17 protein-coding genes are annotated in these 23,797 nt (G+C 46.0%); 4 read left to right on the top strand and 13 right to left on the bottom strand.

Annotation, left to right across the window (positions count from 1 at the left end):
* Positions 1-80: 80 nt before the first annotated feature.
* From fliJ to EBB54_RS31660, 8 genes are all read right to left on the bottom strand, one after another.
* The gene (gene fliJ / locus EBB54_RS21400; RefSeq protein WP_004072096.1) at positions 81-533 is read right to left on the bottom strand and encodes a flagellar export protein FliJ; all 453 of its coding nucleotides are present in this window, start codon (positions 531-533) and stop codon (positions 81-83) included.
* 20 nt (positions 534-553) lie between these two features.
* Positions 554-1,855 (bottom strand): flagellar protein export ATPase FliI, encoded by a 1,302-nt coding sequence (fliI, locus tag EBB54_RS21405; RefSeq protein ID WP_004072094.1) that lies wholly within the window; start codon positions 1,853-1,855, stop codon positions 554-556.
* Between the two features lie 40 nt (positions 1,856-1,895).
* A complete protein-coding gene (locus EBB54_RS21410) occupies positions 1,896-2,654 on the bottom strand; it encodes a FliH/SctL family protein (protein WP_243127759.1) in 759 nt (252 codons plus the stop codon).
* A gap of 163 nt (positions 2,655-2,817) precedes the next feature.
* Positions 2,818-3,834: a flagellar motor switch protein FliG gene (fliG, locus tag EBB54_RS21415; protein ID WP_004072091.1), complete on the bottom strand. Its 1,017-nt coding sequence runs from the start codon at positions 3,832-3,834 to the stop codon at positions 2,818-2,820.
* Entirely contained in the window at positions 3,824-5,389 is a 1,566-nt protein-coding gene (fliF, locus tag EBB54_RS21420) for a flagellar basal-body MS-ring/collar protein FliF (RefSeq protein ID WP_125128904.1), read from the bottom strand. Before fliF ends, fliG begins: the two co-directional genes overlap by 11 nt.
* Positions 5,390-5,507: 118 nt before the next feature.
* Positions 5,508-5,849 carry a flagellar hook-basal body complex protein FliE gene (gene fliE / locus EBB54_RS21425; RefSeq protein WP_243127760.1) on the bottom strand — a complete coding sequence of 114 codons (342 nt, stop codon included), beginning with the start codon at positions 5,847-5,849 and terminating at the stop codon, positions 5,508-5,510.
* A 354-nt stretch (positions 5,850-6,203) separates the two neighbouring features.
* Entirely contained in the window at positions 6,204-6,596 is a 393-nt protein-coding gene (gene flgB, locus EBB54_RS21430) for a flagellar basal body rod protein FlgB (RefSeq protein WP_125128906.1), read from the bottom strand.
* Positions 6,597-6,991: 395 nt separating this feature from the next.
* Entirely contained in the window at positions 6,992-7,774 is a 783-nt protein-coding gene (locus EBB54_RS31660) for a lytic transglycosylase domain-containing protein (protein WP_279229977.1), read from the bottom strand.
* A gap of 247 nt (positions 7,775-8,021) precedes the next feature.
* On the opposite strand from EBB54_RS31660, the gene EBB54_RS21440 reads away from it, so the two are divergent.
* A complete protein-coding gene (locus tag EBB54_RS21440) occupies positions 8,022-9,914 on the top strand; it encodes a methyl-accepting chemotaxis protein (RefSeq protein WP_125128908.1) in 1,893 nt (630 codons plus the stop codon).
* 169 nt (positions 9,915-10,083) lie between these two features.
* Positions 10,084-11,154, top strand: coding sequence for a glycosyltransferase (locus EBB54_RS21445; RefSeq protein WP_125128909.1), 1,071 nt, complete (start codon positions 10,084-10,086; stop codon positions 11,152-11,154).
* 107 nt (positions 11,155-11,261) lie between these two features.
* Here the strand turns inward: EBB54_RS21445 and EBB54_RS21450 are convergent, their stop codons facing one another.
* The 4 genes from EBB54_RS21450 to EBB54_RS21465 all read right to left on the bottom strand — a co-directional run bounded on the left by EBB54_RS21450 (position 11,262) and on the right by EBB54_RS21465 (position 17,834).
* Positions 11,262-12,536 (bottom strand): class I SAM-dependent methyltransferase, encoded by a 1,275-nt coding sequence (locus tag EBB54_RS21450; protein ID WP_125128910.1) that lies wholly within the window; start codon positions 12,534-12,536, stop codon positions 11,262-11,264.
* A 118-nt stretch (positions 12,537-12,654) separates the two neighbouring features.
* Positions 12,655-14,691, bottom strand: coding sequence for a tetratricopeptide repeat-containing glycosyltransferase (locus EBB54_RS21455; protein ID WP_125128911.1), 2,037 nt, complete (start codon positions 14,689-14,691; stop codon positions 12,655-12,657).
* Positions 14,688-16,817, bottom strand: coding sequence for a glycosyltransferase (locus tag EBB54_RS21460; protein WP_125128912.1), 2,130 nt, complete (start codon positions 16,815-16,817; stop codon positions 14,688-14,690). Before EBB54_RS21460 ends, EBB54_RS21455 begins: the two co-directional genes overlap by 4 nt.
* Before the next feature lie 174 nt (positions 16,818-16,991).
* On the bottom strand, positions 16,992-17,834 hold the full coding sequence (locus EBB54_RS21465; RefSeq protein WP_125128913.1) for a flagellin N-terminal helical domain-containing protein: 843 nt from the start codon (positions 17,832-17,834) through the stop codon (positions 16,992-16,994).
* A 347-nt stretch (positions 17,835-18,181) separates the two neighbouring features.
* On the opposite strand from EBB54_RS21465, the gene EBB54_RS21470 reads away from it, so the two are divergent.
* Positions 18,182-19,753, top strand: coding sequence for an AAA family ATPase (locus tag EBB54_RS21470; RefSeq protein ID WP_125128914.1), 1,572 nt, complete (start codon positions 18,182-18,184; stop codon positions 19,751-19,753).
* 144 nt (positions 19,754-19,897) lie between these two features.
* Positions 19,898-21,475, top strand: a complete 1,578-nt coding sequence (locus tag EBB54_RS21475; protein ID WP_125128915.1) for an AAA-like domain-containing protein — start codon at positions 19,898-19,900, stop codon at positions 21,473-21,475.
* Positions 21,476-21,655: 180 nt separating this feature from the next.
* Here EBB54_RS21475 and EBB54_RS21480 read toward each other — a convergent pair whose 3' ends face one another.
* Positions 21,656-23,683: a glycosyltransferase gene (locus EBB54_RS21480; protein WP_162307178.1), complete on the bottom strand. Its 2,028-nt coding sequence runs from the start codon at positions 23,681-23,683 to the stop codon at positions 21,656-21,658.
* Positions 23,684-23,797 lie beyond the last annotated feature (114 nt).

Consider the following 23,797-nt stretch of genomic DNA (forward strand, 5'->3'; position numbering starts at 1 on the left):
TATATATAGTAATCTGCCGGAAATGCGCCGAAAGCAACGGTACATGTTCCGCAGGATTACCCGGACATGGCAATAAGTGATCAACCATTGAGCCTTGCCATGGCGTCTCTGGTGGTCACAAATTCTTCAATGGAAAGTTCTTCCTGCTTTTGTACTTCCTTCTCATACTCAAACCGCTTCCGCTCTTTCAGCTTATCAATGGAAGAGGTTTCCTTTTTCGCTTCCACAACTTCGTTCCGCTTTATTTCTTCCTGCTCGCGCAGTCTGGCAAGCTGTTCCTGTTTTCTGCGGATCTTCTGCCGCAATGCATCCAGATAGTTCTCATATGTATGCATTTCGCTGATCTTCATTCCACTCAGCTTATTCTGCCGGAACTCGATATCGCACTGCCGATGCTCGTGCTCCAGTTCATCAATCGCATTCTCACACTCCCTGATCTTGGCCAGTATCCTGGCGTGCTCTGCTTTCAGGCTGTCAAGTACCTGCTCCTTATAGCGCAGTACCGTATCCAATGGAAAAAAGAATTTTTTCATCGTGGTGCATCCTCACTCATTTACTGTAAAATCCGCTGCATAATCTTCAGCGATTCTTCTACTGAAAAACTTTCGTCTGTCTTCTGCATTAAAAATTCGTTGACCTTATCTATTTTGGAAATGGCAACATCCAGTTTGGGGTTGGTTCCCGCCTTGTATGCGCCGATGGATATCAAATCCTCGTTTTTTGTATAAAGGCTCAATATATCCCGCAGCCTTGCGGCCGCATCCTTATGCGCCTGGGGCACAATGCTGGACATCAGACGGGAGATACTCGCATTGACGTCGATGGCCGGAAAATGGTTCTCATTGGCCAGCTTCCTGGTCAGCACGATATGTCCGTCCAGAATACCCCGCACCGTATCGGAGATCGGCTCGTTGGTGTCGTCTCCTTCCACAAGCACGGTATAAACACCGGTAATGGAGCCTTTTTCGAAGTTCCCGCTGCGCTCTAAGAGCTTGGGAAATTCTGCGTAGATGGAGGGTGTATATCCTCTTGCCACGGGCGGCTCTCCTGTAGCAAGCCCGATCTCGCGCTGTGCCATGGCGAAACGGGTGAGGGAGTCCATCATCAGCAGGACGTCTTTTCCCTGGTCTTTGAAATACTCGGCAATGGTGGTGGCCACCAGGGGACATTTGACACGGAGCATAGCTGGCTGGTCTGACGTTGCTACCACGACCACGCTTCTTTTCATCCCTTCCGGGCCCAGATCCTTTTCCACGAACTCGCGGACCTCACGGCCTCGCTCTCCAACCAGCGCAATGACGTTGATGTCTGCCTTGACGTTCTTCGCAATCATGCCGAGCAGTGTGCTCTTGCCCACGCCGCTGCCCGCGAAGATGCCGATACGCTGGCCCTTGCCGATGGTATTGACCCCGTCAATCGCCTTGACCCCGAACTCCAGCGGTTCGGAGATCGGCGGCCGGGACATGGGGTTGATGAACGCATTTTCCACATAGTAATATCTGGAAGAAGGAAGCGGCCCCTGGTCGTCCATGGGATTGCCGGTGGCGTCTATGATGCGTCCCCGCAGAAATTCTCCTACCGGGATCTTCAAACGCTTCCTGGTGTTTCTTACAAAGCTGCCTGCCGAAACGCCGCTCAGGTTTTCATATGCCATGAGCTGCATCTTGTCTTCCCTGAAGCCTACTACCTCCACCGGAATCTGCCTGCGCTTCTCTTCGTTATAGATCATGGCGATATCGCCGATGCTGGCGCGGTTTCCGGAGGATTCCATAGACATACCGATGACATTTTCAATTTTTCCTATGTAACTGACTGTCTCCGCTTTCTGGATCAGCTCCGGCAGCTTCGAAAACACAAATGTTCACCTCGGTTTCTGTTCTTATTAAAAGTATGCATTATACCCTGACATTGTTCAAAATGTCTTTGATATTTTCAAGCTGTGTGCTTACGCTGGCGTCTATGATCTCGTCGGGAAGCTCGATGATGCAGGTGCCTTCCTCGCCGTTGTCCATGGTGATGATCTTAATGTTGTCGGAAAGCTTGGACATGGCGTCTAAAAATTCCGTGTCCACATCCATGGATATGCCGGTGTCGCACTTTGTGATGTATATTTTTGCCCATTGCTTTTTGGTGATCTTATCGGTTGCCGCAAGGATCATACGCTTCACGATGTCCCCGCTGGACTGCAGGCTGGTCTGGATGATCTTCTCCGCCACAGCCAGGGAGATCCTTTTCAGGTCGTCCACGTACTGTTCCAGGAGCTTTGTCTTTTCAATGGAAACACTTTTGATCACATCCGCGGCGTTGGACTGGAGCTGGCGGACTTCTTCATCCAGAAGCCTGCGCTGTTCCTCGTAGGCTTCCCGGGTGCCGTCCTGACGCCCCTCCTCGTATCCGTCGCGGAACGCCTTCTGACGCAGGATGTCTGCCTGGCCGCGGGCGTCCGCAAGGATCTGCTCCGCCTTTTTTTCCGCCTCTGCTATAATCTCATTGGCTGCTTCCGTGGCAAATCTCTCTTCCTGCTCTTCATCCTTTGCCCCGCCGTCTTCCTCTTCTTCCTCTTCCGGCTCTTCTGCGTTTATGGTTCTCTCAATCCTGAATCCCGCGAAGAAATCATATGGCCGGATATCCTGAGCTTCACCCGGCTCTTTCATAATCCTGGGCATCGGTATCATCCTTTCTGTCTGTGATCAGGCGGTCTTCCTGCCCTTTCCTCTCTGATCAGGCAATTTTCCTGCCTTTTCCCTCTGAGGTCAGGCAATCTTCCTGCCTTTTCCTTCTATGATCAGGCAATCTTCCTGCCCTCTATCTCTATGATCAGGCAATGATCTCGTCTTTTCCGCTCTTGACAATAATCAGCTCTCCTGCTTCTTCCAGTCTTCGGATCACGGCAACGATTCTCTGCTGTGCTTCTTCTACGTCGCGCAGACGGACATTGACCGTAACCTCCAGATCGGACTGGATGCTTTCTGCCATACGGCTGGACACATTCGCAAATACAAGATCCTTGATGTTCTGGTCGGACCCTTTGAGGGCGTAAACGATGTCTTTGACGTCGCATTCCCGGATGAATCTCTGGATCGATCTGTTGTCCATGGACACGATATCTTCGAATACGAACATCTTCTTGCGGATGGTGTCCGCCAGTTCTTCGTTTTCCTTGCCCAATTCGTCGAAGATGAACTTCTCGTTTGCACGATCCATGTTGTTCATAACTTCCGCAATGTAATCGATACCGCCGATGGTTGTAAAGTCGGCTGTTGTAAGTACGCTCTCGAACCTCTTTTTGAGAGATGCTTCAACGATCTTGATGGCCTCGGGAGATGCACTCTCCATCTTGGCGATGGCCTCTACCACCTTAATCTGCTTCTCTTTCGGAAGCTCACTGATGACAAATGACGCCTGATCCGGGTCCGCATAGGAGAGAATCAGAGCAATCGTCTGCGGTCTCTCATGCTGCAGGAAGGAGAACAGGTTCTTCACGTCGCTCTTCCGGATAAATTCAAAGGGCCTAGTCTTCATGGATTTGGCCAGCTTATCCAGCAGTGTCTGCGCCGTGCTCTCCCCGAACGCCTTTTCCAGAACCGCCCGGGCGTATTCCATACCGCCGTCGGTCACCACCTTCTGCGTGAGGCAGGTCTTGTAAAATTCATCCAGAACTGCCTCCATCTGCTCCGGGGTCACATGCCCCAGCTTGGCGACCTCTATTGTCAGCCTTTCTATATCTGATTCACTTAAATGCTTATAAATCTTAGATGCCTTGTCAGCTCCCAGAGAGACAACAACCGCCGCCGCTTTCTGCTCCGGTGTCAAGGATGCAATATTAGCCTCCATCTAAACCGCCCCCGTTCAGCCAGTTCTTCAATAACTGGGCAGATATTTCTGCATTCTGTTCCGCGAACTCTCGAATGCTCCTCTTCAGTTCCATACCTCTGTCGTTCTGAATCTGCTGAAGCTCCTGATTGAGATCAAGATGTTCAACCTCTTCTTCCAGAATCTCTTCTTCCTCTTCTTCCTCAGCCCTGCGCCTTCTGATGATCAGTACCACAATGATACCGGTCAGGATCAGCAGCAGTGCAACGGCTGCAATGATCGCCCACAGCGGAATGCTCTCCAGCAATGTGCTGCTTGCGCTCTCCGCGTCTTCATCGTCTTCGGCCCTTCCGTCAAAGGGTGCGCTTGCCAGGGTGATCTTGTCAGCCTGTTCCGCCCTTACGATACCGGCCGCATTGCCGACCAGGGAGCGGAGCTGTGCTTCCCTCAGACTTCCGAATCCTTTTCCGTTGACTACAACCGACACGGTCAGGTCGTCCAGGGCGCCGGAGTCTAACTGTCCCTGCTCTTTGATCTGGTTCACCAGGTAATCCGTTGACCGGCTTTCGCTGGATGCGGAAGCGCCGTTCCCGTCGCCTTCCGTATTGTACTCGGCTGTGTCCGCGTTGGTCTCTGTCCCGACTACGCCGCCTGCCGTATTTCCCGAACCGGACCTTTCATTATATGTATCTTCATGGCTGATGATACCGGTCTTATCTTCATCGTCTATCTTTTCCGGGGTGTTGTATGTGGTGGACTCCCGGATCAGCTGTTCCATATTGATCTTCGCTCTCGCCGCGACGCTGACATTGTCCTCTCCGTATATCGGTCCAAGAACCTTCAGGATCTTCTTCTCGATCTGGCCTTCTACCACTGCCGCGATCTCTTCCGCGTCTGAACTGTTGGCTGTCTTATCTTCAGTCTCGGAAATCGTATTGCCGTTGCCGTCCAAAACGGCTACATCTTCCATAGCCATGTTCGCAACACTCTTTGCGACAAGACGCTGGATTCCCGCCGTCTGCTCTTTCGTCGGCGAACCGCCGTCCTTCATCACAACTGTAACCGATGCTGACGATTTGGTTTCCGAATCATTGAGCACGTATCGGTTATCCTCTCCCAATGCAATGGTTACCTTGGCGTCCGCCACGCCGTCAAACAGCTTAATGGTAGCGCCGATCCGGTCCTGGAGGTCATAAAGCTCGTAAGTTTTTTTATCCGAATCCGTAGTCATCAGGCCGGAATTCTTTATATATGTATCATATGCAAAGCCGCTCTTCGGATATCCCTGCTGAACAAGGGTTGCCTTTGTCTGATCCACGACTTTTTCCTGCACCATGATGGTGGAGTCGCCCTCATAACGAAACGCAACGCCGTCCTCCTGCAGCTTCGCCGTAATCTCCCTGGCTTCTTCCTCACCCAGCCCCGTAAACAGTACTGCGTACGGGCGGTTATTGAGGATCAGCGCAATCACGACCGCCGCCACGACAAGCCCGGCTGCTACGGCAATAATGATCTTTTTCGTTTTACTGCTTAAATTTCCAGCAAATTCTTTGAATTGCCCCAACTTTTCTTTCATGTTCCAATACTCTCTTTAATTTATATTCCCGCGCCGTACGGCGGCAGGGTTGTCGGCTTCAATATCTTTTCAAACGCAAATAGGGCATTCGTTAAGGGATGCCCTTTAATCATGTATATTATGAACTGAGACGCATAATCTCATTATATGCTTCCAGAGCCTTTGTCCGCAGCGCTGCGAGAAGGTCAATGGAAAGCTGCGCCTGGGATGCGGCTATACCTACTGTATGCGGATCTTCAATCTGCCCTGTCGCCAGAAGGTACTGGTTCTTTGCAAGATTCTGATCCGTCTCTCTTACGTTGTTGATCGCTTCTTCAAAAATACTTTTAAAAGCCGAGACCCCGTCCTGGCCCTTTAAGCTCTGGGATGAAGCAGAAGTCTGTCCAGACGCCGCGGCATCTCCGACCCTGCTCCATGGCTGAATTGGGGTGATGAACATATCCTCCATAGATTCTGTCAATCCTTTCTATATATAATAAGTTTCTGAATGTAAATCCTGACCGCCGCGCCCTCTTTTCTGCTGTCTGGGGAACTTCGGCTGTCTTTTGCAAAACAGAATGCACACACGCGGCGGCCTATTCTCCTCCGCCCTGGTATGCCCTGCCGTTTTATATCTTCTAAAGGAAGATATAAAACCGTGCAAATCAGGCGAAATGCTTCGCTTCGTTAGCACTTTAAATCAATAACGTGCACAAATCGCTTATATACCCGATGCATTTTCCCGAATAATTTACCGTTATATCCCAAAAACAGTCCGAAAAACCTGTATATCCCACCATTTTTAGGAACTGCTTTTTTTTAATATGGATATTGCTTACTGTCCTTTGATCGCAGTCTGATATCTCTTGATATCGGCCGTCACCGTCTGGAGCAGGTACTGGTAATGAAGGGACGTCCTTGCCATGTCCGCTTCTTCTACGTCAGCGTGGACATTGTTCTCATCCACTCTTGCGGAAGAATCGTAAGGGGTGTATACAAAGTAATCTGCCCCGGAGATTGCCTGCCGCATCTGTGTGTTGCTCTTTGTCTGGCTGGCCGCCCGAAGCCTTTTGTCGAAGACTTCTTCAAAGCTGATGTCTTTTTTCTTATAACCCGGAGTATCTACGTTGGCAAGGTTATTCTGAACAACCTCCATCTTCTTCCACAGATAATCCAAAGACTTATTCGCCATTGACATGGTATTTCCAAAAATGGAATTCCCTAACATGATATGTATCACTTCCTTCTTAATTGATATGTAAGTTCTTAATGGTGACCGATGATACCGGACTGCCTGTCGGTCTGCCAGAATATTTGAAACATAATTTTGCGCAAACCGACCCTTTATCGTGTTAATGATACACCTTATTTTCTCAAAAGTCCAGTTTTTTCATTGATTTTTTATATTAAATATTTACCAGTCAGCCGCTTCTGTTGAGCGGTTTTCAGGCATTTCCTCTATCGTGTAGAACCCCCGGCATTCATATACTATATATAGGAAATCCGACATTTTTAATTCTTTCCGTACACGGAATAAAATCTGTATGTATCTGCCGCCGACTCCCTTCATAAAGCAGAATATTTCATCCGGCGGGGCCGCATACCCGTAACGCGGATAAAATATTACCAAAGGCTGGTGTAGTCGGAATCTGAATCCAGACTTCCGATGGAACTGCCTTTTCCAAGGCTGCTTACACGGCTCATCATCTGAAGACGCATCATCCCTACAAAATATTCTGCAAGCTGCTGGGTCAGATCCGTTGCGTCCAGGCTGTTCTTCGCCGTGCCCGCGTTCTTCCTGGTCTGGCTTGCGGATGTGCCTGAAGCGGTGGTGACTGTCTTGCCTGTGCTCAGCTCCTGCCCCATGTATCCCTTGATACGGCTGATGTAGTTGATGGTCTCCTGAAAGGGAGGCACGCCGCCGTATTTTGCCACGTTGCCGCTGCCGGCATTGTAAGCGGCCAGGGCAAGATCCACGTCGCCGTTGTACTGCTGCAGCTTCTGGGACAGGTACTTGGCCCCTCCCATGATGTTGCTCCTTGCGTCAAATGCGTTGTCCACTCCCAAAGCGGCTGCAGTTGAGGGCATGAGCTGCATGACGCCCTGGGCCCCTGCGGAGGAAACCGCGTCTGCGTTGAACCCTGATTCTGCCTTGCCGACTGCCATCAGCAGGTTGATAGGTACGTTGTACTTCTCCGCCGCTTCTTCAAAAATCGAATCCATACTCTCAGGCACGCCCATCCTGCCTGCCGCGCTCCGAAAGGTCTCCCCAAAGCTCAGGCTGTCATCCTGGGTCTTGCCGGAGTACAGGCTGCCGATGGTCTGGCTCTGCGTCCCCAGCGACTGGAGCTGGCCCAGCACGCTGTTCATATAGGTGTATAGACTCTGGTATACTGAATAATCCATTGCCATCTTTTTGATCCTCGCTTTTTTAATCTACAGTTCATACTATTGTAGCATATAATCTCAACAATGTCATTATGCCATTTTTATTTCCAGTTGAAAAGCTTTTTTTTGAAATTCCAAACAATTTCCAGAAAACTACTTGAAATTATATAAAAATAGATATTTACATTCCCTTGATTTCGGTATAGAATAGTCTTAAATACGTATATCTTTACGGCAAAATCTAAATACATAGGAGGGAGTAGACGTGTTTAAGAATTTAAAGGTGAGAAGCAAATTGCTTGTCTCATTCGGCATTGTCATTATTTTCTATATTATTGCCATTATTGCCTCGTCGATCGGATTGGGCAGTGTGTTCGGCGGATTGGAGGATTTTTATAATATTCCGTTCCCCATGGTGAAGAGCGCGCTGGAAGCGCAGTCCATCACCCGTGAGATCCAGTTGGACGTATACCGCGCCGTTTCTGTTTCCGGCTCAGAGCTTCAGGCGGTGATCAGCGAGATTGATGCGGCTTCCGCAGAGCGGAATACGGTTATGGAAGAGCTGCATGCGAATTTCAGCGGCGACGCAGCCCTGCTCAGATCAGTGGAAGAGGCCAATGACGCAACCTCCGCTGCCCGCGAGAAGACGATGGATTATGTCCGTTCAGGCAATTCCACGGCTGCCATCGAATCAATCAACGGTGATTATCTGGAAGCCGCCAATCATTTTGAGGACACCCTGAACCAGGTCATTGAACAGGCTGAGAAGAATGCGGCTGAATATTACCAGAACGGTACGACGACCAAGCGGATCTGTACGATCATTTTATACGGTCTTGCGCTGGTCAGCATTATTTTTACCGTATTCCTTGTATTTTCCATTGTCAAGGGACTTACCCGTCCGATCCTGGAGATCGAGGATGCCATCAAGGCGATGGCGAAGGGCGATATGAGCAGCCAGGTTACATATAAGTCCAAAGATGAGCTCGGCGACCTTGCGGAGAACCTTCGTTTTGTACTGACCACCCTGTCCAGCTACATCGGCCATATCTGTGAACGGATGGATTCCCTGGCAACAGGCGACCTGACGGTGGAGATGGATATGGATTATCTGGGTGAGTTTGAATCAATCCGTCACTCCGGCAATAAGATCATCAGCGCTCTGAATGATACGCTTGGACAGCTTCAGCAGGCGTCCGAGCAGGTGGCGAACGGTTCCGAACAGGTATCCAGCGGCGCTCAGGCGCTCAGCCAGGGTGCTACGGAGCAGGCAAGCTCTGTAGAAGAGCTGGCGGCAACTCTTGGAGAACTGTCCAACCAGGTCAACGATACGGCTGCCAATTCCCGTGACGTCAACCAGTTGATCTCCGATACAGCGAAAGAGATCAACAACAGTAAGCTTAAGATGGAATCCATGGTCCGCGCTATGAGCAATATCAACGAGTGCTCCAGCGAGATCGAGAAGATCATCAAGACCATCGAAGATATCGCGTTCCAGACCAATATCCTTGCATTGAATGCCGCAGTTGAGGCCGCCCGTGCAGGTGAGGCCGGCAAGGGATTCGCGGTTGTTGCCGATGAGGTGCGCAGCCTTGCATCCAAGAGCCAGGAAGCTGCAAAGAATACCACCGTTCTGATCAACAATTCGCTGAATGCGGTTTCCGAAGGAAGCCAGATCGCAACCGATACCCAGAGCTCGCTGCTCAAGGTTGTGGACAGCGCGGATAAGATCGCGGAGAACATGGCGAAGATCACCGAATCTGCGGATCTGCAGGCGGAAGGCATTTCCCAGGTTACCCAGGGAATCGACCAGATTTCTTCCGTTATCCAGACCAACTCCGCTACCGCAGAGGAAAGCGCGGCAGCCAGCGAAGAGCTGTTCAGCCAGTCCAGCCTGCTCAAAAGCTTGGTCGGCCGCTTCCGCCTGAAGGGCAGAAGCAGTTCCATGGCAAGCCAGCCCGCAGTATCCGAGCCGGCGGCAGTGGAATCCTATGACAGTAATGTGTACGACGGCGGGTCATTTGACAGCGGGTCTTATGATATGAGCTATGATGATTCCGACAGCTTTGGTGGTGCGGCGGATACTTCATACAGCGCGCCGAGCAGCAGTAATAAGAGCTATAGTAATGAAGTGATTTATGATGGGGCGAAGTATTGATTGATGAATAGGTGAGCAGGTTTCCCGGGCGTGGGATGTTGTCCTGGATCTGCGGATTGATTGTTTTAAGATATGAAAAAGAGTCAGCCTCCGGCAGAAGAAAAACTGCGGGGGCTGATTGTTTTTTACAGCTATTTGAATCTGCACAGTTGACAAGGAGGAACAAAAATTGAAAACCATTGGACTGGTTATGATTGTGAAAAATGAAGGCCGGAGTCTGGAAAAGTGCCTGTCCCGTATCAAGCAGCTTGTCGATGAGATTTACATTACAGATACCGGCTCTACGGATAACACGCTTGAGATTGCCGAAAAGTATCATGCGCACGTGTCTCGTTTCGTATGGAAAAATGATTTTTCCGCCGCAAGGAATTTCGCTCTTTCGCAGTCGTCATGTGACTGGAACCTGGTGCTGGATGCAGATGAATATCTGGTTTCCGGAAAGCGGAAAGATCTGCAGAGCTTTATTGAAAAAGGCGGCTTTGTGGGCGCCATCCAGCGGCATGACAGCTATAAAGAGGAAAACGGAGAGCTCAGCAGGAGTATCGCCTACATTACCCGCCTGCTCCCCCGAGATACCTGGTTTGAGGGACGAATCCATGAGCAGGTCGTAAGCCCTCTTCCAATTGCCCCGCTTCCTCTGGTGTTTGACCATGACGGATATCTTCAGGAGGGAAAAGGCGAACGGAACCTGGAAATTCTTCTGGATGAACTTCGGGAAGATCCGGAAGATCCCTACATACTGTACCAGGCAGCGCGCACCCTTTGGCTGATGAAGGATTATGCCCGGGCAGACGGATATTTCGAGAATTTTTATCGCTTTGTTCCCGATTCTGGTACAGGATACCGTACAAGCGGCGTGATTTCTTACATATATAATCTGATGGGATTAAAAAAATATGAAACAGGATTCAAGATCATTAAGAATGAAGCGGAACGTCTGGCGTCTTATGCGGATTATCATTTCGCATGCGGAACATTTTATACGCAGGCAATCTTTTCGGATGTGCAGCGTTATGTCAATTATCTTCCGCGTATTGAAAGTTCTTATATGCGCTGCCTTGAGATTGGAGAGGTTCCTGAACATGAAGGCGTGTATGGAAACGGCTCTTTTAAGGCGGCTTATAACCTGGGAGTATGGTACGAAGTGAATGGGGATGTAAAAAAGGCGCTGAATTATTACAGGAAGGCGCAAAGCAAGGGGTATCAGTTGGCGAAGGAACGGATTAAGAAATTGATGTAATCTGTTCTCCCCATAGAAATTTTCAGCTCATAGCAGTATAGTACCGCTATGAGCTGTTCAGCGTTGTATGAGATTTTTATGGAAACAGATTCCATATTTTCAAATTGTTACTTTGCATGGCGAACAAACAATTCCATTGAGCCATTATACCGGGTGCTCATCTCATAATGTACAATTTCAAGCTGTATTGTTTTCAATAGAGCTTCCAAGGTTTCATAGGAAACATATGTATAATGGTTCAGTTCATGCCACATGCAATGGGCAAAATTCTGCATTCTCGCATATGCGCAATTATAATTCGGTGTTGAAATCCACAGCACACCGCCGTCTGCCAGCATCTTTTTTGCCTTCTTTAAAACCTCTACAGGATGGATCACATGTTCCAGCACATCCCCCATGACAATGACATCATATTGCTTTTCCGCCTCATAATCTGTAATATCACACCATTTGATATCTACTCCCAAAGCCAGGGAAATCCGTTCACTGTCTTCACGGCAGATTTCAACAGCCTCCGCATGATAGCCAAATTCCAAGGCCACCGCAAGCATCTCCCCTGTACCAACTCCGATTTCAAGATACTCCTTCCCGGGAGTCATCCTCTTAAACTGTTGGAATATCTGGTTATAAGTCGCAAGAGCAAATTTGTTCTCCAGAATTATATTACTTCTACCGCTCGTATAATGTCCATTGATTGCTCCAACTTTATCCTTTGGAAAATTGTATGTAAAATAATTCCCGCAGCGGTCACATTTCATCCAGAGCTTTGCAGGCGGAAAGACGGGATTGTTTTCCAACTTCAGAACCTGCGGTGAGCAGTAATAAGGAATAATATCCCTGTCTTTGCCCCCGCAGAATGGGCATTCATCGGTGATCTGCTCTTCTGCAGCCGCTCCTTCATAGCGGTATGCAACACCAAGAATACCGGCCAGATCAGGATGAATCGTAAACGCGGTTTTTGTCAGTTCATAACAGCGCATCGGCTCCTCTGTTATATACTGCTGCGCACATGCATATACCCCCACAGAAGTCACTTCCGGGCCAAAATTACCATTTAAAAAGAACTCCAAAGCCCGATTCAGATCTTCGCATGAGAAATATTCCCTCACTATCCCACGTTCCTCATACAGCTTTACAGCCATATAAGAAGCAAAAATACCTGCGGCATAAGCCAGCCACTGCTGCTTTTCCTCTTCTGACAGATTGTTTTCAGACAATGCGTTCAGCATGACAGTTGATTGTTCGACATAGCTGTTTTTATCATTTACAATTTCGTAAATTGTTTTATACAGTTCCAGTATTTTTATATTATTATCGTTGGAGTTCAAAGTGGGATTTTTCTGTTCTTCTATTGCCTGTAGTATACTTATCATCTGATCCATTCTGGAATTTTCCTCTTTTCTAAATTAGATACATGTTTATTTTTATCTGTCATATTATAGCATGTATCAGATCCAAAATCCAGTCTGTATCATCAAACAAATCTTCATATGGTTCTTCTCATCCGCCATGCTCCAGTGTTCCGCAGCGCAGGATTTCCTGTTTCATACATAATACTTCTAAATCGTTCGGCAGCAATGAGACAAGCTGCGCCATTACGCTATAAGCTTCTTCCCATTGTCCTTTTTCCATCAGCCCATGGAGCACCTGCTTTACCTGGCCGCCAAGAACTATGAACTCTTCCGGGACGGCCTGCCCGGAGGAGCAGATCTGTTCCTCCAGTGACTGTAATAGCTGATTGACTGCAGCAGACATACGCGGATAAACTTGGACTGCTGCTTTCAGAAGCGAAATGCTACCAGCCAAATCCCCATGATTGATGATAGATAACGCGTCTCTTACTATTACCGCAAATCTATACTGCGAAGGAATGGCATATGTTTCCGGGTCTGCAAGCACCTCCGATCGGTATAATGTCTCCGCATCAGTAAGCACGCTCTCACAATATTGTTCCAGAAGCACTGCCGGACGAGCAGGTTCCAAAAGTTCGCTGGTAAGAAGCCTTTCTAAATAGCACTGTTCTAATTTCCGGGAATAAAACGGGTATTCTTCTAATAGCGGCTTTATCATCCTGTAAAATTCTTCCAGTGCTTTTATTTCTTTTTTCAGCGCAACTGCAGCGGCATATTCGCTCCAGGCCTCCGGGCCCATCCGGTTCATCAGTATGTTCAGTGAAAAGCCATTTCGCACTGCGATTTCGATCAGTTCCCACTGAAATCCTGAAGGGCAGTTTTCTGCACAGGTGGTCCATAAATTTTCCGCACACAGCATATCTCCGTATTTTTCTGCATAGAGAGTCTTTTGGAGACATACATAGAGGTTTTCCGTAGGAAGAGTATTATATCCGGCTAAAATCCCATCATTCATATGAGAATATTTCTTCTTCCATTCTTCCAGGCGTGGATACAGGTGAGAAATCCTGTTTTCCTCATCCCAGGGAAGCCAGGACAGGATATCGCAAGCGGACTCCATATCATCTGTTTCTGCCGAAAAGAACAACCCCTCCACATAAACTGGTATTTCTTCTTCTGCAGCTTTATCCATAGTCACTCCGACAGCCCTCTGTCTCAGTGCTGCATCCGGGTCCTTTCGAAGTTCTGAAAGTTTTTCATGAAAGAGCCGGACATACTTCATCCCTTTACGGTATTCCTTCAAGTCGCGGCAGCATGCAACAAGAGTAACACACAAATGAACTGCAGCAACTTCCAGCGTCCGCGGCAAGCGCAAAATCCGCTCGGCTTCTTTTATGGCAAGTTGTAAATCCCCGGTATACGAAATCAGCAGGGGAAGGTTGACCTGAAGCCATAATTCGTAATTGTAGATTCTTTTTTCTTTCTGCGCAGATTCAAGTCCTTTCCGGCAATATGTAACCGCGTTTTCATATTCTCCAATGCTCCTGTATTCCTGTGCAGCCTGCATACAGTGCTGCGGCGAATCCGGCTCTTTCCGAAGCATTTCCAAAAGTATCGGAAGGTTCCTGCTGGTCTTTGTATCCTTCCGGTCTGTTTTGGCTTTCCTGGCATATCCAAAATGATGCGCAAAAACCCTTAATTTCTTATTGGGCTCTTCAAACGGTTCCAGATTCTCATGTATTGGGAAAATAAATTCCGTTTTAGGAGTCAGGCGGCACATCCTGCCGACATCTGTATCTGTATATCGTTTTCCCTCCAGGTCCAGATAATTGCGTACAACATAAAATCCTGAATTGTATCTCTGGTATTCGCCGCTTTTAAAAAACTGGATAATCTCTGCCGTATCATCAAACCACTCATCATCATCCAGATACATAAACCACTCCCCCTTGGCTTCCTTCAGCCCGGCATTGCGTGCTTTTGAAAAATCATTACACCATGTGAAGGGGATGATCTGTGAAGTATATTGCCGCAGGAGTTCCAGAGTCTCTTCATTTTTTCCTGTAAAAACAGCAATCAGCTCACTGTCCAGTTCCCTCAGAAGCGGCTTTATAGAAGCCAAACACTTCCCAAGTGTCTCCATCCTGTCTGATACGAGTAAAGAAATTGAAAGCTGTATATTCATAATTTTATTCTCCTTATCAATTCCTGGCGCATCCTGACCAATTCCACATCTTCCGGCATTAATGGCAGAAGCTGGTTAAGAATCCCTGCAGCTTGTACTGTCTCTCCCGCAGACAGCAGCGCAGACAACGTTCCCTTCATCTGTCCTGCAAGCACGTAGAATTCCTCCCCCATATGCAATCCAGGATCATTGACCCGCCGTACCGCCTGCCGGAGCAATTCCCTGAGCACCCCTGTCATAGACGGAAAAATTTTGATGCATCTCCGGAATGAATGTACGGCTTCTGTAAGCTGCCCGCCCTCAACTTGTCCCAGGGCATCCAGCGAAGTCAGTGCAAAACTGCATTCGCCGGGAAGAAGCGCCCGGGATTTTTCCTCAAACATTTCATTATTATATTGTGCTTTATAAAATTTCAAGATGCATCGGCAATAATCTTCCAGTGTCCCTGTCAGCTCCTCCCACATGAAAAAACCTTTGAAAAGTCTCTGTTTCAGCACATACTTTTTCAGACAGAGGGCATGAAATGGATAGCCTTCCCGCAGTTTTTCCATATTAACCAGAATCGAACTCAAGCGCGTGTATGGTATGCTTTTCACAACCTCACACATACTCGCATCCCAAGCATACAGATCCATTCGTGCAGCCAATTCTGATATATCCAGGCAATATCTAAGAGCCTCCCGAAGCATTACCTGCTGCAGATACGAGACGTCTGAATGTTCCATACACCAGATACTCAGTCTTTCCCCCTGGGTTCTTCTGCCCTCCTTCAATAAGCCAAGCGCTCTTATAAAGACAAGATAGACAGGAATTGCACTATCGGAAATTATAGAAATATCCAAAGGGTCTGACTTGCCAAAAGAGTCCGTCCTCTTTATGTGGTTTGGAAAGTCGGGCGAATCCGGATGATCCGCCAGAAAATCTAAAATGCGTGATGCTATGGCTGCAAAGCCAGAACCGAAGTTCTCCCTCCATTTTTCAAAATCGGGATAATACCTGCATAGTAAGTTTTCCTCTTTCCATGGAAAGAGTTTCATAAAATAAAATGCGTGTTCCAAGTCCTCCAGTTCCAGGGCGCAGGCTGTACAGTCTGCCCTTAACGCATAGAGACGTTCCGGATTTTTTACATAATTTTCGTCGAACTCGCCGTACCCCTGCTTTTCCCACAGTTCTGGTTTTCGCTCCACATCGGCCAACAGCCGTTCAAACTTGATTCCATAATGGACTGCCTTTTCGTGTTCCTTTTCTTCCTTATATAAATGAACCAATTGCTGGTATAAAATTAATCGGGTCAGTTTCGAAGGATGCTCAGTTTTAATGATTTCTTCAATCTCTGTTATTGCCTGCTGTTTTCCAGGCTTACTGCACAGCAAATGTGAGAGGTATGTCTGCAGCCATCCTTTTGAACAGGAATCACCTGACCTACTGCATATGCTAAGTCCTTCCCTGCAATATTTCTCCGCCGTTTTCCAGTCTCCTTCCAGGTCATATTCCTTTGTAAGCTGAAGATAATTCTTCACAAAGGCAGGCTGCTCCCGGACAGACTGTTTCAAAAGGGAAATATTCCGTGTAGTTTTCTGATTGCTGCTCTTTTTCGTTTCCAGCTTTACGTATCCATAATGATGAACATATGTCTGAAAAAATTTGCAGGGTTCTTTACGGGGAGCAAGTTCTTCATGGATCGGATTTTGAAATCGCGTCCCTGGAAAACGTTGTACCAGCCGAAACGCAGAAAAATCAGAATACTTTGTCCCGTCCCAATCTTGATAGTTGCGCTGTATATAATGGGCGCTGCAATAATCCCTGTATTCACCACTTAGGAAAAAGTCGCAGATTTCTTCCACATCTTCGAACCATTCGTCATCATCCAAATAAAGGAACCATTCTCCCTGTGCTTTTTCCAGTCCGGCATTTCTTGCAGCAGAAAAGTCGCTGCACCACTGAAACGGGATGACCTGAGGGGTATATTTTTCGGCAATTTTTTTTACTTCTTCATCTGTTCCGGTAAAGACAATGATCAGTTCACATGGAATCTTTGTAAGTAGCGGTTTTAAAGAATCCAGGCAGCGTTCCAGCGATTCTCTCCGGTTTGATGCCAACAACGAGATACTCAATGTTATTTCCATAAGCTTACTGTCCTTCCTTAGCCATGAACCTGTATGTGGTATTCCCAGAAAGAGAAAGGGCGTTTTCTTCCATACACAGAAGTATGAACCCTATGTGCAGAAGAAAGCGCCCATCCAATGGACCGGCGCTTTCTGTCGTTTTGATTTTTGAAATTCAATCCAAATGTTACTGGATTACTGTAACAACTGAAGAACTCCCTGCGGAACCTGGTTAGCCTGAGCAAGCATAGCCTGGGAAGCCTGAACCAGAATGTTGTTCTTCGTGTAAGCCATCATTTCCTTAGCCATATCTACGTCACGGATACGGGACTCAGCAGCAGAAAGGTTCTCTGTCTGAACACCCAGGTTGTTGATGGTGTGCTCCAGACGGTTCTGCAATGCACCGAAGTCGGAACGCATGGATGATACTGCGTCAATTGCAGTATTCACTAAATCAATTGCCGATTTAGCAGTATCAGCCTTTGAAATATCAATTCCGCTAATATCAGCCTTAGCCGTCCCAATTGAAGATGAACTCATACCAACAAGCGTTACTGTAATCTGGTTATTATCAGAAGAGGTTTCACCTGCATGGATATTAATGGCTTTTGAAGCACCGCCAAGCTTAGAGAACAAAGTAGTTCCATTAAAGTTTGCAGTATTACTAATTCTGTCAATCTCATCTCTCAGAGCCTGAACCTCTTTCTGCATTTCAGAACGGTTTGCAGAGGAATAAGTTCCGTTGGCAGACTGTGTAGCCAGCTCAACCATACGATTCAGCATGGAGTGAACTTCTGTCAGAGCGCCTTCTGCTGTCTGTACAAGAGATACACCGTCGTTTGCGTTCTTCTGAGCTGTCTCAAGACCTGTAATCTGAGCACGCATCTTTTCGGAAATAGCCAGCCCTGCTGCGTCATCGCCTGCACGGTTGATCTTGTAACCAGATGATAATTTCTCCAGGTTCTTTCCTACAGAAGAGTTGTTGTTGGACAGGTTTCTGTGTGCATTTAATGCAGTAATATTATGTTGGATTCTCATAGTATTTCCTCCTTGAATAATTACCGGGAAATTCCTTTTTCCCGCCTGATTAATTTTTATTTTGGTTTTGCAAGAAGGGTCGGGAAGTGAAATAAATATAGTCTATGGAACATGCCGGCGAACTGTCCAATAAAGTACACCTTACTAAACGGACATTCACTGGAAGTAATAAAGTCGCAGCTACATTTCACGGTTTTTCGGAATAATAAAAACAATTGCTAGCAGTCAGTAACAAGCAATTTTTTAAGTAGTAGTTCAATCTGTTTTCTGCATTGTTTTTTTTTGAAAATAATGCTAAAATCATCATATAATTCAGAGAATATATCAGAAAGGAGCCTGCCGCAATTATGGGAATCTTTGTGAATCCGAACAACAGCGCCTTTCAGGTTGCATTAAATTCGGAAATCTACGTAGATAAAACGCAGTTACTAAGCTATACAAATAAGGTTCTGGGGACAAAGGAAGGATTCATCTGCAACAGCCGTCCACGTCGTTTTGGGAAGTCAACCACGGCAGACATGCTTGCAGCCTATTACAGCAGAGGTTGTGATTCCGAAAAAATGTTTGAAGGACTGGAGATCAGTCGGGATTCCGATTTCTATACCCATCTCAACCGCTATGAAGTGATCCGCATTGATGTACAATGGTGCCGCACCAGTGCAAAATCTGCGGCGGCGACCGTTACTTATATAGAAGAAAATATTATCCGTGAACTGCAGGAAATCTATCAGAAGGTGCCTTTGCCGGATTCCCTGCCGGATTCCCTCGCTGCGGTCAACAAAGTAACCGGACAAAAATTCATTATCATTATAGACGAATGGGACTGCCTGATTCGTGACGAAGCGGAAAACACCGAGCTTCTGGAAGAATACATTACCCTCCTGCGCGGACTGTTCAAAGGCTCTACGCCAACCGAATTTATCCATCTTGCGTATTTGACAGGGATTCTTCCGATCAAAAAGATAAAGACGCAGTCGGCATTGAACAATTTTGATGAATTTACGATGCTTGACGCCGGCATTCTGGCCCCATATGTCGGTTTTACAGAAAAGGAAGTGGAAGCATTATGCGAAAAATACAGCAAAGACTTCAAGGAAGTAAAACACTGGTATGACGGGTATTTTCTTCAAAAAGAACATATTTATAATCCAAAAGCTGTCGTAAGTGTCATGATGCGCGGCAATTTTAAAAGCTACTGGTCTCTGACCGGCACCTATGAGTCGATCCTTCCATTGATCAGCATGGATTTTGACGGACTTAAAACAGATATTATCAAAATGCTTTCCGGAGACTCCGTAAAGGTAGAGGTGGATTCCTTTCAAAACGATATGGTGACATTTCAAGACAAGGATGACGTATTGACCCTGTTGATTCATCTGGGATATCTGGCTTATGATGAGACAAAGGAAACGGCATTTATCCCGAATGAAGAGATCCGCAGCGAATTTTCAAAAGCAACCCGACGCAAAAAATGGAACGAATTGACGGAGTTGTATGTAAGGTCCAATGAACTGCTGCAGTCAACGTTAGATATGGATTCAAACGCTGTTGCGGAACTCATAGAAAGATTCCACATGGACTATACATCTGCCCTGCAGTACAATAATGAAAATTCTCTGAGCAGTGTTTTGAGCATCGCATATCTAAGCGCCATGCAGTATTATTTTAAACCAGTCCGCGAAATGCCGGCTGGCAGAGGATTTGCTGATCTTGTATTTCTGCCCAAAAAAGAATATCCGGAATTACCGGCGCTGCTGATGGAATTAAAGTGGAACAAGTCTGCAGAAGGGGCGATACGTCAGGTCAAAGAGCGTAAATATGTAAAAACGTTGGAAAACTATACAGGAGAAATCTTACTTATAGGAATCAACTATTCAAAGAAGGAAAAAAGGCATCAGTGTGTCATCGAAAAAAGATAGACTGTATTGCCGCATGAAAGGATCTGTATTTTGTTGATAAATCCATGTCGATCACAGAACTGATTCCAGCGCTTGAAAAGAAAAATCGTTTTTTCTGTAGTCCAAGGCTGCGCCGGCTATGACTTGTAAAAGGAGTTGTGAACTATGGCAAAATATTTTAATACAGAAGGTCCCTGCTATCCCAAAGAGCATTATATGGTCAATCTGGATCTGCGGATTCAGGAGATTAAAAAGCTAATCGACAGCAAAAAATATTTTTCCATCAACAGGGGAAGGCAGTACGGCAAGACCACTACGCTGGACATGCTCCAGGAAAAGCTTAAGAGTCAATATTCTATATTTTACATTAGCTTCGAGGGATTTGCGGAAGAATCTTTTCAAAATGAGGACGCATTCTGCAGGCTATTTGCAGGACTTTTATACGATACTATAATTTATGGAGAAGTGGATGGAGTTGGAGAAGCAGCAAAATCAGCATTGGGAAATCTGAGCCTGCCTGGTTCGCAGGACGCAAACTTCCGTTCGTTGTCCAATTTGATCTCAACGATATGCAGTACGGCAGAAAAACCTGTTGTTCTGATGATTGATGAGGTTGACCAGGCGGGAAGCCAACAGATTTTTTTGTCATTTTTAGGTATGCTGCGCAGCAAATATCTAAAGATGAGACAACGGCCAACCTTTCAAGCCGTCATTCTGGCCGGGGTATACGACATACGAAATCTGAAGCTGAGGATCCGTTCAGAACAGGAGCACCAAAAAAACAGCCCATGGAATATTGCCGCAGATTTTAAGGTAAATATGGGATTTGATGCCGGGCAGATTCGGGAAATGCTGTCAGAATATGAGCAGGATCACCGCACGGGGATGGATGTCGGGGAAATGTCAGAACTGCTTTACTCGTATACATCCGGTTACCCGTTCCTGGTGTCCAGGATCTGTAAAATATTAGATGAAAAAGTTTCCGAAAAGTATTCTCCTTGGACAAAGGAAAGTTTTTTGGAGGCTATAAAAATCCTTTACGTTGAGAAGAATCCATTATTTGATTCGCTGGTCAATAAACTGACCGATTACCCTGCGCTCGGTAAAATGATGCGATCCATACTTTTTGCAGGCGACAGTATTCCTTATAATCCAGGCAATCATGTCATTGATATTGCGTCCATGTTTGGATTTATAAGAAATTACCAGGGAAACGTTTCCGTTGCGAACAGGATCTTTGAAACATACCTCTATGACCTGTTTTTGTCAGAAAAAGAACTGAACAATCGGATTTTTAAAGAGGGGAATATTGACAAAAATCAATTTGTGCGAAACGGCATTCTGGACATGGATCTGGTAATGAGAAAATATATGGTGCATTGGAATGACCTGTATCATGCCGCTGATGAAAAATTTATTGAGGAGAATGGCAGAAAATTTTTTCTGTTATATTTAAAGCCAATTATAAATGGAACCGGAAATTATTATATCGAATCGCGGACCAGGGACAATAAAAGTACTGATATTATTGTAGACTACCGTGGTCAGCAATATATAATCGAAGTCAAAATCTGGCGGGGAGATGAATATAATAAAAGAGGAGAGTCTCAGCTTGCAGATTATCTGGAAACTTATCATGAAAAAAAGGGATATTTGCTCAGCTTTAACTTCAACAAAAACAAAAATGTAGGGATGAAAGAATTTGTATGCGGCAATAAAGTGATCTTGGAGGTTGTTGTCTGAAAAGATATCAGGAAAATATGTTAAATATAAGTAAGGAGCTGCTGGGAAATAGGATCCATACACAATAATTTCTGCATATTTGATGATTTGCGGTATATATTGTGGATAATTCAGTTATTTCAGGGCAGCCCCTTTGTTGCATACAAATCTATGCAGAAAGAGCAGCCCCGACTGTACGGACTATTTTGTACCGTCTCTTAAAATTTTCTGGCGCAGGCGCAGCAGCTCTAAATCATCCGGAATCAGCGGTGCTAATTGCGACGCAATAGAAAATGCCTCTGTGTACTGGCCGTTATCCAGCATTTTCTGCAGAGTTTCTTTCATTTGTTTTGCCAGTATTTGGAATTCACTGTCTGGACTATATATAGGAGTATTTACCATTTCTGCAATTTCACAGACAAGTTCATTGATTACTCCCGTCATTTCGCTATCAAGCAGAAGTGCGGAATGGAGCAGGCAGATAGCTTTCTCATATTCCATACTCTCCAGCTTCTGCAATGCCTCAGAAATGAGAAATGCAAAACGGCAGGAACACGGAAAAATTTTCAGATTATCCTGATGGAATATTTCGTCCCGATACTGAATTTTATAATATGAAAGGATGGTTTCGGCATATTCTGACAAAGTATCTATAAATTTTTTGCCTGTGTAATATCCACGAAGCAGGGACCTGCCAAGCAATTCTTTTTTCAAAATAAGCTTATAAAATAAATTTTCTTCATTCAGTGTATTGCTGGCCTCCCAAGCCTTTTGTGCCTCTGAATCCGAAAGATTTTTTATAGTCTCTGCCATATATTGGCGCCATGTTTCCAAATCCAGCCTGCATACGATATCTAAAATGTTTATACCAGACGAGAGTATTTCTTTTACTGCTTTTTTACGCAAAAAGTCGGATTCAGATTCTGCGATACATTTGATGAAAAGCTGCGTTCGTTCTTTCTGATCCTCTTTCATGTGTATTGCGTTGCAAAAAACCTGATAGAGCGAGTTTGAGGGGGACTTTTTCAAAAGCTCACTAAATAGTATATGGAAGCGGGAATCCAATCGGTCAAAATCGGGATAAAGCTGTTCTATCATTCCAGCATTATCCCAAGGAAGGCGCGAGAAGAAAAAAGCAGCCTGTTTTTGATTGCCGATATCCAATGCAGCTTCTAAACATGCCATCCGTAATCTGCATAAGCGTTTCGGATCCCTGATCTTGTCCACAGACAGACTCCCATAATTTTGCTCTGTCCAAATTTGCGGGGTATTCTCTATGTGCTTCAAAAGTTCTTCGAATTTTAGCCCATACTGCAGCGTTTTCTCTGAATTCCAGGACTTGGCAGCGGATAGGACTAATACCGCATAGATATCTGCTGCCGGCAGTTCATGGGGCAAATCTCCGTTTAAGATCGCAAGTGCTTCCAGCTCTGCTTGATGGTAACTGCCGCTCATATATGTTAGCTCTACAAGTTCTGTCTGTAGCCAGCCAAGGCGGGAGTCAGATAAATCTCCTTTACTCTTACATAGTGTCAATCCTTGCCTGCAATATTTTGCAGCTTTCCTCCAATCCTCTTCCGAAGCATATTCCTGCACAAGTTGGATATAATTTTTTATATAATCCGGCCGCAGCTCCATATCCCTTTTTAAAAGCATAAGGTTGCGTGATGTTTTACTATGGTCAGTAGTCCTCACATATCCATAGTGATGTACAAATGCATTAAAATATTTGCAAGGTTGTGACAAAGGCGTTGGTTCCTCATGGATCGGATTCTGAAAATGGATTCCCGGTACCATCCGTATCATCCGCATAACCTGAATATCTGTGAAATAGGTACCGGACCAATTATGATAATTTCTCTGACGATAGCATGCCATACCATATCTCTGGTATTCCCCGGATTGGAAAAATTTACATATTTCCGATGTATCTTCAAACCATTCGTCATCATCAATATATAAAAACCATTCCCCCTTTGCAGCTTTAATCCCTACATTGCGCGCCGCAGAGAAATCATTGCTCCATGTAAAAGGTATGACAGAATCTGTATAACGGCAAACCAGTTCATGTATACGATGATCTGTCCCGGTATGGACTATGATCAGTTCGCTCGGAACCTGTATCAGCAGTGGGGTCAAAGAATCAAGGCACCGTTCCAGAGCCGATGGTTGATCTGATGCAAGCAGCGAAATACTAAGCTGTATCTTCATAATATAATATCCTTTCATACAAACTCCGCGAATAGGCATTTTCTTTTATGTATAACAGTTCCATAGAAACTGTTATACATAAAAGAAAGCGCCCATCTCGTAGATAAGCGCTTTCTATGATTATACCCTGCG

The sequence above is a fragment of the Schaedlerella arabinosiphila genome (assembly GCF_003885045.1).
Lineage (GTDB): Bacteria > Bacillota > Clostridia > Lachnospirales > Lachnospiraceae > Schaedlerella > Schaedlerella arabinosiphila.

Bases quoted from the DNA above. Each gene is read 5' to 3' on its own strand.
- fliJ (WP_004072096.1), bottom strand. From the start codon at position 533: ATGAAAAAATTCTTTTTTCCATTGGATACGGTACTGCGCTATAAGGAG.
- EBB54_RS21410 (WP_243127759.1), bottom strand. From the start codon at position 2,654: ATGAAAGAGCCGGGTGAAGCTCAGGATATCCGGCCATATGATTTCTTC.
- fliG (WP_004072091.1), bottom strand. From the start codon at position 3,834: ATGGAGGCTAATATTGCATCCTTGACACCGGAGCAGAAAGCGGCGGCG.
- fliF (WP_125128904.1), bottom strand. From the start codon at position 5,389: ATGAAAGAAAAGTTGGGGCAATTCAAAGAATTTGCTGGAAATTTAAGC.
- flgB (WP_125128906.1), bottom strand. From the start codon at position 6,596: ATGTTAGGGAATTCCATTTTTGGAAATACCATGTCAATGGCGAATAAG.
- EBB54_RS31660 (WP_279229977.1), bottom strand. From the start codon at position 7,774: ATGGATTATTCAGTATACCAGAGTCTATACACCTATATGAACAGCGTG.
- EBB54_RS21450 (WP_125128910.1), bottom strand. From the start codon at position 12,536: ATGGATCAGATGATAAGTATACTACAGGCAATAGAAGAACAGAAAAAT.
- EBB54_RS21455 (WP_125128911.1), bottom strand. From the start codon at position 14,691: ATGAATATACAGCTTTCAATTTCTTTACTCGTATCAGACAGGATGGAG.
- EBB54_RS21460 (WP_125128912.1), bottom strand. From the start codon at position 16,817: ATGGAAATAACATTGAGTATCTCGTTGTTGGCATCAAACCGGAGAGAA.
- EBB54_RS21465 (WP_125128913.1), bottom strand. From the start codon at position 17,834: ATGAGAATCCAACATAATATTACTGCATTAAATGCACACAGAAACCTG.
- EBB54_RS21470 (WP_125128914.1), top strand. From the start codon at position 18,182: ATGGGAATCTTTGTGAATCCGAACAACAGCGCCTTTCAGGTTGCATTA.
- EBB54_RS21475 (WP_125128915.1), top strand. From the start codon at position 19,898: ATGGCAAAATATTTTAATACAGAAGGTCCCTGCTATCCCAAAGAGCAT.
- EBB54_RS21480 (WP_162307178.1), bottom strand. From the start codon at position 23,683: ATGAAAGGATATTATATTATGAAGATACAGCTTAGTATTTCGCTGCTT.